Source organism: Pigmentiphaga sp. YJ18, from assembly GCF_038066655.1.
Taxonomy (GTDB): Bacteria; Pseudomonadota; Gammaproteobacteria; order Burkholderiales; family Burkholderiaceae_B; genus Pigmentiphaga.
In genome coordinates this window covers 95782-109632 of record NZ_JBBUKU010000002.1, presented here as the reverse complement: position 1 = coordinate 109632, position 13851 = coordinate 95782, and the positions used below count along the sequence as shown (strand labels likewise).

Sequence of the window (13851 nt, the reverse complement as noted above, 5' to 3'; positions counted from 1 at the left end):
CCTCAGAGCGCGATGCCCGAACGTTCGGCGACGGTATGCATGTCCTTGTCGCCACGTCCGGAAAGGTTGACCAGCAGGATCTTGTCCTTGGGCAGCGTGGGCGCCAGCCGGACCGCATGCGCGATGGCATGGGACGACTCCAGCGCCGGGATGATGCCCTCGATCCGGCAGCAGTGATGGAAGGCCGCCAGGGCCTCCTCGTCCGTGACGCCCACATAGGTCGCCCGGCCGCTGTCCATCAGCCACGCATGCTCGGGCCCCACGCCCGGATAGTCCAGGCCGGCCGAGATCGAATGGGTGTCGATCACCTGCCCGTTCGCGTCCTGCAGCACGTAGGTGCGGTTGCCGTGCAGCACGCCCGGCGCGCCGCCGGCCAGCGAGGCCGCGTGGCGGCCCGTGTCCATGCCTTCCCCGGCGGCCTCCACGCCCACCAGCGCCACGTCGTCGTACGGCAGATAGGGATGGAAGATGCCCATGGCGTTCGAGCCCCCGCCCACCGCCGCGATCACGACGTCGGGCTGGCGCCCCGCGGCCTTGGGCATCTGCTCCAGGCACTCGTTGCCGATGACGGTCTGGAAATCGCGCACCATCATCGGATACGGATGCGGGCCGGCCACGGTGCCGATGATGTAGAAGGTGTCCTCGACGTTGGTCACCCAGTCGCGCATGGCTTCGTTCAGCGCGTCCTTCAGCGTGCGCGAACCCGAATCCACAGGCACGACGGTCGCGCCCAGCAGCTTCATCCGGTAGACGTTGGCGGCCTGCCGCTTGACGTCCTCGCTGCCCATGTAGACCACACACTCCATGCCGTAGCGGGCCGCGACGGTGGCGGTCGCCACGCCGTGCTGGCCGGCGCCGGTCTCGGCGATCACGCGGCGCTTGCCCATGCGGCGGGCCAGCAGCGCCTGCCCGATGCAATTGTTCACCTTGTGCGCGCCGGTGTGGTTCAGGTCTTCCCGCTTGAACCAGATCTGCGCGCCGCCCAGCTCCTCGGACCAGCGCCTGGCGTGGTAGACGGGGCTGGGGCGGCCCACGAAGTGCTCGAGTTCGTAGTTGAATTCGGCGATGAAATCGGGATCGTGCTGGTAGCGCGCATAGGTCTGGCGCAGCTCGTCCAGCGCGTGCATGAGCGTCTCGGCGACGAACACGCCGCCATATGGGCCGAAATGGCCCCTCGCGTCGGGGAAATCGTAGGTTTTCACTGGGATGGTCCCGGCTATGAAGCCCGGCCCGCGCGCCTGGCGCGCGCCGGAAGGATTGCGGAATGCGGCGTCAGTTGCCGTCGGCCTGCCGTACCTGCGCCACGAACTGGGCGATCTTGTCGGCGGATTTGATGCCTGGCGACTCTTCCACGCCGCTGCTTACGTCAACAGCGAACGGGCGCACGGACTCAATGGCTGCCGCCACATTTGCGGCATGCAACCCACCAGACAAAACGACCGGACGCGCGCTTTCGCTGCTGACCAGAGACCAATCGAACACTCTCCCGCTGCCGCCGTAGCCATCGGAATGGCTGTCGAACAGCCAGCCTGCGGCGGAACCGTACTGTAGGCAGGATTTTAGCAAAGCCTGCGACGTTTCCATTCCCGGCCCGCCGACCCGGAAGGCGCGCAGGTAGCGCTGGCCGTGGCGTTCGCATTGCTGCGGCGTTTCGTCGCCATGGAACTGGAGCAGGTCGGGCCGGACCACCTCCAGCACCTCCTGGATCTGCGCGTCGGACGCATTGACGAACAGGGCCACCACGTCGACGAACGGCGGGACGAGGCGCCGCAGCTCGGCCGCGCGCGCCGGGGCCAGCGCGCGCCTGCTGGGGGGATAGAAGACCAGGCCGATGGCATCGGCGCCCGCGCCGACGGCGGCGGCGACGTCTTCTTCGCGGGTCAGGCCGCAGATCTTGATACGGGTACGGGACATCCCGCCATCATACCGCCCCGCGATTTTCCTTCTCCCACGCCTTGCCGGGCGGGCTAGGTACAAGCCCTAGATTGAGGAACCATGCATCAATATGCATGATTGCCGCACAAAAACAAGAACTATCCTGCATGAAAGCGTTTGTCGGCCTGCGGTTCCATCCACAAGAACAACGGCAGCCCGCCTGCCTACCGAGGAGATCACCATGGCACGCCCGAAGCAGCATCCCTTCCCCCGCCGTCACCCCCTTTCCAGCCTGCCGCCACGCGCCTGGGCCGCGGGCCTGCTGGCCGCCCTGGGCGCCTGTGGCGGCAGCGACGATCCCGCGCCGCCCGCCCCGCCGCCGCCGGCAGCCACGCTCAGCTGCGACGACAGCATGAAGGCCGCCTTCAAGCCGGACGCGAACACCCAGGTGGTCCTGGCCAAGGCCTTCAAGCAGGGCGACGCCCTGGCCCTGGCGGGTACGCCGGCATCGCCCGCGCCCGCCAAGGCCGGCCAGGACATGTGTCTGGTCAAGATGGTGGTCGGTCCGGGCAATCCGGGCACGGCGGATGCGCCGTCCACCTCGCCCGGCATCGGCATCGAGGTCTGGCTGCCCACGCCGGCCAATTGGAACCAGCGCATCCGCAACCTGGGCGGTGGCGGCTGGGCAGGCGGCAGCCAGGCCTCGGCCACGCTGGTCGGCAACGCCGGCGCCGCGGCCACCGCGGCATTGGGCTATGCCGTCGGCAGCACCGACACCGGCCACGCCATCGCGGGCAACGGGTCGTTCGCGATGAAGGAAGACGGCACGATCAACAGCGCGCTGTGGGGCGATTTTGCCGAACGCAGCCTGCACGAACTCGCGGTCAAGACCAAGGCGCTGGTCGAGGCCTACTACGGCAAGCCGCAGCAATACGCCTACTGGGAAGGCTGCTCCACCGGCGGCCGCCAGGGCTACAAGATCGCCCAGGAGCACCCCGACGACTACGACGGCTACCTGAACGGCGCCCCCGCCTTCAACTGGACCCGCTTCATCACCAACGAGCTGTATCCACAGGTGGCCATGCGGCGCGACCTGGGCGGCCCGATCGCCGCCGACAAGCTGCGCCGCGTCAGCGCGGCCGCGGTCAGCGCCTGCGACACCGTGGGCGGCCAGCACCTGGGCTTCATCGCCGATCCCGGCCAATGCCGCTACGACCCGACGCGCGACGCCTCGGCGCTGTGCGCGGGCGTGGCCGGCAACGGCGTGGTCGGCACCAGCACCGATGCCGCCTGTGTCTCGCTGGCCGAGGCCCGGACCATCAACAAGATCTGGTACGGCCAGACCGCCGACGGCAGCGCCCCCGACCCGCAAGCCGACAACGCCAGCGGCACCACGCTGGCCAGCAAGCAGCTCTGGTGGGGCCTGACGCGCGGCACCGACCTCGGCGGCCTGGCCGGATCGTCGGGCACGCCTCCGGTTGCCCGCCCGTTCACCATCGCCACCGACATGGTCGCCCTGGAGTTGCAGAACCCCTCGTACGCGACCCCGTCCTTCACCAACGCGACCGGCAACGGCGCGGACAAGTGGCAGGACATGAGCTACGCCGACCTGGCCAACGCCTATGACCGCGGCGTCGCGCTGCAGGCCGCCTTCGGCCACATCAACACCGACAACCCCGACCTGACCCGGCTGCGCGACGGCGGCGGCAAGGTCATCAGCTACCACGGGCTGGCCGACCAGTTGATCACGCCCGCCGGCTCGCTGAACTACCTGGCCCGCGTCGCCGACGAGATGGGCGGCATGGATGCGGTCCAGGCCTTCAACCGGCTGTACCTGGTCCCGGGCATGGGCCACTGCGCCGGCGTGGGCACCGTCAGCGGCAGCGCGGGGCCGGCCGCCACGGCCAACACCGTGCCGCTGCCCGCGGCCAACCAGTTCTTCGACGCGCTGGTAGCCTGGGTCGAGAAAGGCACGCAGCCCGGCCCGCTGATGTTGAAATCGGCCGACGCCAGCGTCAGCATGCCGATCTGTGTCCATCCGCAGAAGGCTACCTACAAGGGCGGCGGATCCATCTCCGACGGCGCGAACTACAGCTGCCGCTAGGACGCCGGCCGGACGGCCGACGGATCAGCGCCCCAGCCTGATCTCGTCGGTCGCGTCGGTGGACGGCAAGCCGTAGTCGCCGGGATAGCCCACGGCCGTCAGGTAGAGGCCATCGGGCGAGAACGTGGGCGCGGCCTTGGTCCGGTTGCGTTCGGCCAGCAGCGCGGGCATCCAGCCGGCGGGCTGCCTGCCCTGCCCCACGTACACCAGCGCCCCCACGATGTTGCGGACCATGTGGTGCAGGAAGGCATTGGCGCGCAGGGTGAAGACCACCAGCCGGCCGCGCCGTTCGATGCCGAGTTCGTGCATCGTGCGCACGGGCGAGGCCGCCTGGCACTCGGACGAACGGAAGCTGCTGAAGTCGTGCTCGCCCAACAGATGGGCCGCCCCCGTGCGCATCGCCTCCAGGTCCAGGGGCCGGAAACTCCAGCCCGCGCGGCCCGTCCACAGCGGCGAGCGAACGGGGTCGTCCAGCAGCAGGTAGACATAGGAGCGCGAACGCGCGGAGAAACGGGCGTGGAAGTCGGCGGGCACTTCGCGCGCCCAGCGCACCGCGATGCTGGGCGGCAGATGCGCGTTCACGCCGCGCACCCAGGCCTGCTCGGGACGCAAGACCTCGGTCTCCAGATGCACGATCTGCTGCGCGGCATGCACCCCGGTATCGGTGCGGCCGGCGCAGATGGTGGCCACCGGCTGGCCGACGAAGGCGGCCAGGGCCGATTCCAGCCGGTCCTGCACGGTTCGCCGGTGCGGCTGGGTCTGCCAGCCCAGCCAGGGGGCGCCGTCGTAGCTCAGCCCCAGGGCGATGCGTGGCATGCCGGGCGGTCCTACCAGGAAGCGAGCAGCGCCCGCGCCCGTTCGCGCTGGTCCGCGTCGCCGTCGCGCAGGACCTCTTCCAGCAGTTCGCGCGCGCCGGCGCGGTCGCCCAAGTCGGCATAGGCCTTGGCCAGGTCCAGCTTGGCGGCCATGCCGGCCGGCGCGTCCAGGTCCGTATCCAGGTCGATGCCCGGCGCGGCGGTGGGCCTGGGTTTGTCCTGGGCCGGCGCGGGAGCGTCCAGGCTCAGGTCCAGTCCGAAGGCCGCCACGGCGGCGGCCGGCGCAACGGCCGCGGGACGGCCGCTATCCTCGGGCTCGTCGTCGTCCGGATAGTCGTCGGGTTCGCCTTCCGCGCGCGGCGGCAGGGTATCGGGAATGGGGAACGGCGGGATGTCGTCCCAGTCGCGCAGGTGATTGACCGGAGCGCCCTCGGCCGGCGGCAGTGCGTCGGCCTCCTCATTGGCGTTCTCGTCCTCGACGCGGGCCGCCTCGCGCGCTTCTTCCCGCTCGGCGCGGACCGAGCGGCGGCGCAGCGCAAAGGCGCCGAGCAGGGCCGCCAGCACGGCAACGATGGCGCCCAGCACGGCCACGCTGTGCTCGCGGACCTTGCCGGCCACCGAGGCGGCCAGGGAAGGCCGTGCCTCGGGCTCACCGGCGGGCGCGGCCTCGGCGGTGGCCGGGGCGGCGGCGTTCGCGGACGGTTCGCCCGCCGTCGCCGGCGCTTGCGCCGGGGCCGCGGGCGCGGCGGCCTCCGGCTTGGCGGCCGCGTCACCAGCCGGCGTGGCCGGCTGGCCAGCCGCGGTATCGGCCGCGCGCTCGCGGGCCTGCTGCTCCATCTTCGCCAGCGTCTCGTTCTGCGCCTCGAGCAGGCCGCGCATGGCTTCGACGTTGCCCTGCAAAGCCTCGACCCGCTCCTGCGCCTCGTGCATGGCCTTCGCGGTGGCGTCCCGCTCTTCCTCCAGGCGGTCGCGCGTGGTCTGCTCGCCGCCGGCGGCCGTTTCCTTGCCGCCGCTGGAAAGCTTGAGGGCATCGCCCTCTTGCGCACCGGATTCCGCCTGCGATCCGGCCGAGGACGCGATGTCGCCCCGCGACTCGGCCCCGCCGGCCGCGCCGGCCGCGCCGGCCGGCACCTGCCTCGCGCCGCCCGCCACGCGCTGGCGGTAGGCCTCGAAAGCTTCGGCCTGGCTGGCGAACAAGGCCGCGGCCTGCGCTGAGTCGATCGCGCCCACGTCGTCCGCGCCGGGCACGGACAGCGACGCGCCGGCGCGCAGCCGGTTCATGTTGCCGTCGACAAAGGCCTGGGGGTTGGCGCGCAGCAGCGCAGCCAGGGTCTGGTAGATCGAAGCGCCTTCGGGCTTGAGGCGGCCCGCGATGCCGAACAGGGTATCGCCAGGCTTGACCTCCAGGGCGGCCGGCGTGGACTGCGTCTCGGCGGCCTGCGCCTTGGGCGTCGGCACATCCAGGATGAAGGTGTACTGGCGGATGAAGCGGCCCATGTTCCAGGTCAGCTCCACCAGCAGGTCCAGGACGTGGACGTCCAGCGGCGCCGCCGACGCGATGCTGACCACCTTGCGCCCGTCCGGACGGTCTTCGATGCGCAGCGTCAGGTTGGCCAGGGCTTCGCTGTATTCGAGCTGGGTCTGGCGGTAGACGTCCCGCGGCGCGATGGCCGCTTGGAGCGTGCCGGCTTCCTGGGGCGTCGCGGCATTGACGGTGATCTCGGCACGCAGGGGCTCGCCGGATGCGGACAGGACTTTCAGCGACCCCAGGTCGGCGGCCTGCGCCGCCGATACGGCCCCGGCCGCCAATCCCAGCGCCAGCAGCCCCGCCGATGGACCGCCCGCGCGCGGACGCTTGTGTATCAAGGCCGGACGGCCTGCCTCTCGATCGGAAAGTCCGTTCATCCTAATCCCATGCGCAAAAGCCCCCGCGAATAGCCTGGCGGTTGATCATCCCGGCAGGTCGGCACCTGCCGGGACTCCTTTTAGCATCAGAGACTTACCGTCGCAAGCTCAGGTACGTTCTGATGCAAGCCCGAGGATCAGAGCTCGCCCAGTGCGATGCGCAGCATGCGGCGCAGCGGCTCGGCCGCGCCCCACAGCAGCTGGTCGCCCACGGTGAAGGCGCTCAGGTACTCGGGGCCCATCGCCAGCTTGCGCATGCGGCCGACCGGGATGTCCAGCGTGCCGGTCACGGCCACCGGCGTGAGCGACTGCATCGACGCCTCGCGCGTGTTCGGGACGACCTTGGCCCACGGGTTGTTCTCGCGCAGCATGCCCTCGATCTCGTCCAGCGGCACGTCCTTCTTGAGCTTGATGGTCAGCGCCTGGCTGTGGCAGCGCATCGCGCCGATGCGCACGCACAGGCCGTCGATGGGGATGGGAGACACGCTGAAGCCCTCGCCGCGGCCCAGGATCTTGTTGGTCTCGGCGCCGCCCTTCCATTCCTCGCGCGAGGTGCCGTTGCCCAGGTCCTTGTCGATCCAGGGGATCAGGTTGCCGGCCAGCGGCACGCCGAAGTGTTCCTGCGGCAGCGACCCGTCCTGCTGCTTGGCCAGCACCGTGCGGTCGATTTCCAGGATGGCCGAGGCCGGGTCCGCCAACAGGCCGGACACCGTGGCGTTGAGCAGGCCGAACTGGGTCAGCAGCTCGCGCATGTGCTGCGCGCCGCCGCCGGAGGCGGCCTGGTAGGTCATGCTGGTCATCCAGTCGATCAGGTCGTGCTCGAACAGGCCGCCCAGGCCCATCAGCATGCAGCTGACCGTGCAGTTGCCGCCGATGTAGTTCCTGACGCCCTTCTTCAGCGCCTCGTCGATCACGTTGCGGTTGACCGGGTCGAGCACGATGATGGCATCGTCCTTCATCCGCAGCGTGCTGGCCGCGTCGATCCAGATGCCGTCCCAGCCGGCGGCGCGCAGCTTGGGATAGACCTCGGTGGTGTAGTCGCCGCCCTGCGCCGTGACGATGATGGGCAGCTTCTTCAGCGCCTCGATGTCGAACGCGTTCTGCAACGGGCCCGCGCCCTGCGCCCACGAGGGCGCCGCGCCGCCGGCGTTGCTGGTCGAGAAGAACACCGGCTCGATCAGCGAGAAATCGTTTTCGTCGCGCATGCGCTGCATGAGCACGGAACCGACCATGCCGCGCCAGCCGACCAGACCAACTGCTTTCATTTACACACCCCTAACAAGTAGTCCAGATTGAAACTGTTTGCCGGGCGCATCACACCCGGGGGGCGCGACACGCAGGCTGGTTACAGAGCTTTGATCACGGCACTGCCCATCTCGGCAGTGCCGACCTTAGTCGTGCCCGCTTCGTAGATGTCGGCCGTGCGCAAGCCCTGCTCCAGCACTTTCTTGACGGCTGCCTCGATCCGGTCGGCCTGGGCCGCCTTGTCGAGCGAATAGCGCAGCATCATCGCCGCCGAGAGAATGGTCGCCAGCGGGTTGGCGATGTCCTTGCCCGCGATGTCGGGCGCCGAGCCGTGGCTGGGTTCGTACAGGCCCTTGCCGGTCTCGTTCAGCGAGGCGGACGGCAGCATGCCGATGGAGCCCGTCAGCATCGAAGCCTGGTCGGAAAGGATGTCGCCGAACATGTTGCCGGTCACGATCACGTCGAATTGCTTGGGCGCGCGCACCAGTTGCATGGCGGCGTTGTCCACGTACATGTGGCTGAGCTCCACATCAGGATACTCCTTGCCGACCTCGGTGACGATGTCCTTCCAGAACTGGAAGGTCTCGAGCACGTTGGATTTGTCGACGCTGCACAACTTTCCGCGGCGCTTGCGGGCGGTCTGGAAGGCCACGTGCGCGATGCGGCGGATTTCCGGCTCGGCGTAGCGCATCGTGTCGAAGCCCTCGCGCTGGCCCGCGAAGGCGCCGTCCGGGGCCGTGCGCACGCCGCGCGGCTGGCCGAAATAGATGTCGCCGGTCAGCTCGCGGATGATCAGGATGTCCAGGCCCGACACCACCTCGGGCTTGAGCGACGAAGCATTGGCCAGTTCGGGATACAGGATGGCCGGGCGCAGGTTGGCGAACAGGCCCAGGTTCTTGCGCAGCCCCAGGATGGCCTGTTCGGGACGCAGCGCGCGCTCGAGCTTGTCGTACTTCCAGTCGCCCACCGAGCCGAACAGCACCGCATCGGCCTTCTTGGCCAGGTCCAGCGTGGCCGGAGGCAGCGGATGGCCCGCGGCCTCGTACGCAGCACCGCCCACCGGCTGGGTGTCGAGCGTGAACGACTCGCCCAGCGCGGTCAGCACGCGCACGGCTTGTTCGACGATTTCGGGACCGATGCCGTCTCCCGGCAGCACTGCGATATGTTGTGTCATTGTGGCTCTTGATTCAGGGTCGGGACCGGCCCGCAGGGGCCGGCGGATTACGGTGTCAGCGACTGGCCTGGGTACCGCGCAGCGCCTCCACGTCCAGCCAGGGCTGGGTGGCGAGCCGCTTCTGTTCGAAGGCCTTGATCTTGTCCGCATGGCGCAGCGTCAGGCCGATCTCGTCCAGGCCGTTCAGCATGCAGTATTTGCGGAAGCTGTCGACGCTGAACGACAGCTCGCGGCCGGACGGCGTCGCGACGACCTGGCGGTCCAGGTCGATGGTCAGCCGGTAGCCTTGCTTGCCTTCCACTTCCTGGAACAGGCTGTCCACGTCGACTTCCGACAGCACGATGGGCAGCACGCCGTTCTTGAAGCAGTTGTTGAAGAAGATGTCGGCGAACGACGGCGCGATCACCGCGCGGAAACCGTACTGGTCCAGCGCCCACGGCGCATGCTCGCGGCTCGAACCGCAGCCGAAGTTCTTGCGTGCCAGCAGGATGGAAGCGCCCTGGTAGCGCGGCTGGTTCAGCACGAAGTCCGGGTTCAGCGGCCGCTTGCTGTTGTCCATGCCGGGCTGGCCTTCGTCCAGGTAGCGCCAGGCGTCGAACAGGTTGGGGCCGAAGCCGCTGCGATGGATGGACTTCAGGAATTGCTTGGGGATGATCTGGTCCGTATCGACGTTCTCGCGGTCCAGCGGCGCCACCAGGCCTTCATGAGTGGTGAATGCTTGCATGATGCTCTACCTTAGTTGACCTTGCGGACATCGACGAAATGACCGGCCACGGCGGCGGCCGCCGCCATCGCGGGGCTCACCAGGTGGGTGCGGCCGCCCGCGCCCTGCCGGCCCTCGAAATTGCGGTTCGAGGTCGAGGCACAGCGTTCGCCCGGTTCCAGGCGGTCGTCGTTCATGGCCAGGCACATCGAGCAGCCGGGATCGCGCCACTCGAAGCCGGCCTCGATGAAGACCTTGTCCAGGCCTTCCTGCTCGGCCTGCGCCTTGACCAGGCCCGAACCGGGCACGGCCAGCGCCAGCTTGACGTTGGAGGCCACGCGCTTGCCGCGCAGTACCGCCGCGGCGGCACGGAAATCCTCGATGCGCGAATTGGTGCACGAACCGATGAAGACCTTGTCGATCTTGATGTCGGTGATCGGCATGTTCGCCGTCAGGCCCATGTACTCCAGCGCGCGCGCCACGCCCGAACGGCGGGTCTCGTCCTTCTCGCTGGCCGGATCCGGCACGTTGGCGCCCACCGGCAGCACCATCTCGGGCGAAGTGCCCCAGGTGACCTGCGGCTGGATCTCGGCCGCGTCGACCTCGACCACGCGGTCGAAATGCGCGCCTTCGTCCGAGTGCAGGGTGTTCCAGTACGCCACCGCCTGGTCCCAGGCCTGGCCCTTGGGCGCGTAGGGACGGCCGCGGAAATACTCGATGGTCTTCTCGTCCACCGCCACCAGCCCGACGCGCGCGCCGGCCTCGATGGCCATGTTGCAGATGGTCATGCGGCCTTCGACCGACAGGTCGCGGATCGTGCTGCCGGCGAACTCGATGGCATGCCCCGTCCCGCCCGCCGTGCCGATCTTGCCGATCACGTGCAGGACCAGGTCCTTGGCGGTGCAGCCGGCGGGCAGCTTGCCCTCGACCCGCACCTGCATGTTCTTGTTCTTCTTGACCAGCAGCGTCTGCGTGGCCAGCGCGTGCTCGACCTCGGAGGTACCGATGCCGAAGGCCATCGCGGCCACGGCACCGTGCGTGCTGGTGTGCGAATCGCCGCAAACCACGGTCATGCCCGGCAGCGTCGCGCCCTGCTCGGGCCCGATCACGTGCACGATGCCCTGGCGGCGATCGCCCATGTCGAACTCGACGATGCCGTAGTCCTGGCAGTTGGCATCCAGCGTATCAACCTGCAGGCGCGAGATCGGATCGGCAATGCCCTGGTCGCGGTTGTGCGTGGGCACGTTATGGTCGGCCACCGCCAGGTTGGCGCTGATGCGCCACACCGGGCGGCCGGCCAGCTTCAGCCCTTCGAACGCCTGCGGGCTGGTCACTTCGTGGACCAGATGGCGATCGATGTAGATCAGACAGGTACCGTCTTCTTCCTGATGGACGACGTGGGCGTCCCACAGCTTGTCGTAAAGGGTCTGAGGCATGAGATTCCGGCCAAAAAGTGAACGGGCTCATGAACAGCCGCACGGCTCGGCGCCTCTCGGCGTCGCTCAGGCGCGAGGACCAGCCTCGACGGACCCGCTCAGGGATAGGGAACTCTTGATTGTATATTAAGCCCCCCCTACGCGCTTGCGCGCGCCCAGCATGATGAGCCCCCAGCCGCTACGCGGCAGCCCCCCAAGGGGGCCGGGACCCACCTTGGGACGGCCCGGCGGCGGGCCCCCGGGGGCGATGCGCGTGGACCGGCGGAGCCGGATCCTCCGCATCCTGGGTAACAACTGGCTGGCGGCGATGGGGGGTTTTTACTCCCCGCCACGGCCGCTTTAAGGACTCTAGCGTCGAGCCTGCTGGTACAGCGGCAACACCTTCTCGGAAGCCTGCCGCAGGTCCGCGATACGGGACTCGGCCGACGGGTGGGTGGACAGGATCTCGGGCGGCGCGGAACCGCCGACCTGTCCCATCTTGGTCCACAACGTCACCGCCGCCCGCGGGTCATAGCCCGCCCGGGCTGCCAGTTCCACCCCCATCCGGTCGGCCTCCGTCTCATGCAAGCGGCTGTTCGGCAGCCCGAACATCACGTTGGCCAGCGCCCCGCCCAGGTCCGAACTCGCCTGCGACCCCGTGATCGCCGCCAGCACGCTCAAGCCCATGCTCGTCGCCATCTGTTCGGACGCCCGCTCGCGCGCGTGTTCGCGCAGCGCGTGCGCGATCTCGTGGCCCAGTACCGCCGCCAGCTCGTCGTCGGACGGCTTCACGGTATTGATCAACCCGGTATAGACCGCGATCTTGCCGCCCGGCATGCACCAGGCGTTCACTTCCTTGTCGTCGATGACGTTGACTTCCCACTTCCACTTCGTCGCATCGGGCCGGAACACCCCCACCTGCCCGATCAAGCGCTGGGAAATCGTCCGCACACGGGCGAGCTGGGAGGCGTTCGTGTTGAGCTGGCCCTTGCTGCGGGCCCCCGACAGCGTCTGCTGGTAGAGCTGGACCGCCTGCTGGTCGAGCTGCTGCTCGGATACCAGGCTGGACATGCGCTGCGTGCGGTCGATGCCTATCGTGCCGCCCTGGGTGGTATTGACCGACTCGCAGCCGGCCGCGGCCACCAGCGCCAGGGCCGCCGCGGCCATCGCGGCGCGGCGCAAGATAGGAGAACGTTTGGTCTTTTTCATGCTGCCCCCAAGACAAGAACGCCAAGGCGGCAATTTTGCCCCAAAACCCCTGTTACTTTCTTTATCCGCGCGCCAGACCCAGGCGCGGGGTCTCGACCGACACGTCGGCGCATTGCGCGCGATGGCGCAACGCGTGGTCCGCCAGCACCAGGGCCAGCAGGGCCTCGGCGATGGGCGTGGCGCGGATGCCCACGCAGGGATCGTGGCGCCCGTGGGTCTCGACCACCGTCGGGGCGCCCTGCTTGTCGATGGACCGGCGCGGGCTGCGGATGCTGGAGGTGGGCTTGATGCCCAGCGACACCGTGATCGGCTGTCCGGTGGCGATTCCGCCCAGGATGCCGCCGGCATTGTTCGACAGAAAGCCCTCCGGCGTGAGTTCGTCGCCATGCTCGGTGCCGCGCTGCTCGACGCTGTGGAAACCGGCCCCGATCTCCACCGCCTTCACCGCGTTCAGGCCCATCATGGCGTAGGCGATGTCGGCGTCCAGGCGTCCGTACACCGGCTCGCCCAGGCCCACCGGCACGTTCTCGGCCACCACCTCGATGCGCGCGCCCACCGAGTCGCCGTCGCGGCGCAACTGGTCCATGTAGGCCTCGAGTTCGGCCACGCGGCTGTTGCCGGCCGCGTAGAACGGGTTGGTATGGACAGCGTCCCAGTCCTCGAACGGAATGTCGATGTCGCCCAGCTGGCTCATATAGCCGCGCACGCGCACGCCGTAGCGCTCGGCCAGCCACTTCTTGGCCACCGCGCCGGCTGCCACCGTGGGTGCCGTCAGGCGGGCCGACGAACGGCCGCCGCCGCGCGGATCGCGAATGCCGAACTTGTGCCAGTAGGTGTAGTCGGCGTGGCCGGGGCGGAAGGTTTCCGCGATGTTGCTGTAATCCTTGCTGCGCGCGTCCTGGTTGCGGATCAGCAACGCGATCGGCGTACCGGTGGTCTTGCCCTCGTAGACGCCGGACAGGATCTCGACCTGATCGGGTTCCTGCCGCTGGGTGACGTGGCGCGACGTACCGGGACGCCGGCGGTCCAGCTCGACCTGGATATCGGCCTCGGTCAGCGACATCCCAGGCGGGCAGCCGTCGATCACACAGCCGACGGCGGGTCCGTGGGATTCACCGAAATTGGTGACGCAGAAGAGTTCTCCGAGGGTGCTGCCTGGCATGGAATCTGGGCTCCGGTAGGGATGAGCCATTGTAGCCGTAGTATCGAGCCCCCCTACGCGCTGACGCGCGCCCCCCAGGGGGCGAAACCGGCGGACCGGCAAAGCCGGATCCGCGGTTTCCTGGGTCTAGGGAAACCATCTTGGGTCGTGGCACGGTTGCTATCGCTGGCTGCCAGCGATAGCAACGCTGCCACAATCCAAGAAACCGGTATTAGGCCCAGGATGCGGTGGATCCGGCTTTGCC

At 68.8% G+C, this 13851-nt stretch carries 11 protein-coding genes; 1 reads left to right on the top strand and 10 read right to left on the bottom strand.

Translation table 11 applies throughout. From position 1 onward, the window contains the following. Positions 1 to 2 precede the first annotated feature (2 nt). Both trpB and WKR98_RS14340 read right to left on the bottom strand, forming a co-directional pair. Positions 3 to 1202: a tryptophan synthase subunit beta gene (gene trpB / locus WKR98_RS14345; RefSeq protein ID WP_124689914.1), complete on the bottom strand. Its 1200-nt coding sequence runs from the start codon at positions 1200 to 1202 to the stop codon at positions 3 to 5. Positions 1203 to 1272: 70 nt separating this feature from the next. Next, positions 1273 to 1914, bottom strand: coding sequence for a phosphoribosylanthranilate isomerase (locus tag WKR98_RS14340; RefSeq protein WP_124689915.1), 642 nt, complete (start codon positions 1912 to 1914; stop codon positions 1273 to 1275). Positions 1915 to 2116: 202 nt separating this feature from the next. Here WKR98_RS14340 and WKR98_RS14335 point away from each other — a divergent pair, with 202 nt between their 5' ends. Further along, positions 2117 to 3979 (top strand): tannase/feruloyl esterase family alpha/beta hydrolase, encoded by a 1863-nt coding sequence (locus WKR98_RS14335; RefSeq protein WP_341433915.1) that lies wholly within the window; start codon positions 2117 to 2119, stop codon positions 3977 to 3979. Between the two features lie 24 nt (positions 3980 to 4003). On the opposite strand, the gene truA is transcribed toward WKR98_RS14335, so the two are convergent. From truA to aroC, 8 genes are all read right to left on the bottom strand, one after another. Beyond that, positions 4004 to 4795, bottom strand: a complete 792-nt coding sequence (gene truA / locus WKR98_RS14330; protein ID WP_341433914.1) for a tRNA pseudouridine(38-40) synthase TruA — start codon at positions 4793 to 4795, stop codon at positions 4004 to 4006. 11 nt (positions 4796 to 4806) lie between these two features. After that, positions 4807 to 6699 carry a FimV/HubP family polar landmark protein gene (locus tag WKR98_RS14325; RefSeq protein ID WP_341433913.1) on the bottom strand — a complete coding sequence of 631 codons (1893 nt, stop codon included), beginning with the start codon at positions 6697 to 6699 and terminating at the stop codon, positions 4807 to 4809. 137 nt (positions 6700 to 6836) lie between these two features. After that, on the bottom strand, positions 6837 to 7964 hold the full coding sequence (asd, locus tag WKR98_RS14320; protein ID WP_124689919.1) for an aspartate-semialdehyde dehydrogenase: 1128 nt from the start codon (positions 7962 to 7964) through the stop codon (positions 6837 to 6839). An 80-nt stretch (positions 7965 to 8044) separates the two neighbouring features. Then, positions 8045 to 9118, bottom strand: a complete 1074-nt coding sequence (gene leuB / locus WKR98_RS14315) for a 3-isopropylmalate dehydrogenase (RefSeq protein ID WP_124689920.1) — start codon at positions 9116 to 9118, stop codon at positions 8045 to 8047. 55 nt (positions 9119 to 9173) lie between these two features. Next, entirely contained in the window at positions 9174 to 9842 is a 669-nt protein-coding gene (gene leuD, locus WKR98_RS14310) for a 3-isopropylmalate dehydratase small subunit (protein WP_124689921.1), read from the bottom strand. Between the two features lie 11 nt (positions 9843 to 9853). Next, the gene (leuC, locus tag WKR98_RS14305) at positions 9854 to 11257 is read right to left on the bottom strand and encodes a 3-isopropylmalate dehydratase large subunit (RefSeq protein WP_124689922.1); all 1404 of its coding nucleotides are present in this window, start codon (positions 11255 to 11257) and stop codon (positions 9854 to 9856) included. A 348-nt stretch (positions 11258 to 11605) separates the two neighbouring features. Then, entirely contained in the window at positions 11606 to 12445 is an 840-nt protein-coding gene (locus tag WKR98_RS14300; protein ID WP_445936098.1) for a M48 family metallopeptidase, read from the bottom strand. Between the two features lie 61 nt (positions 12446 to 12506). Beyond that, positions 12507 to 13607: a chorismate synthase gene (gene aroC, locus WKR98_RS14295; protein ID WP_341433912.1), complete on the bottom strand. Its 1101-nt coding sequence runs from the start codon at positions 13605 to 13607 to the stop codon at positions 12507 to 12509. Positions 13608 to 13851 lie beyond the last annotated feature (244 nt).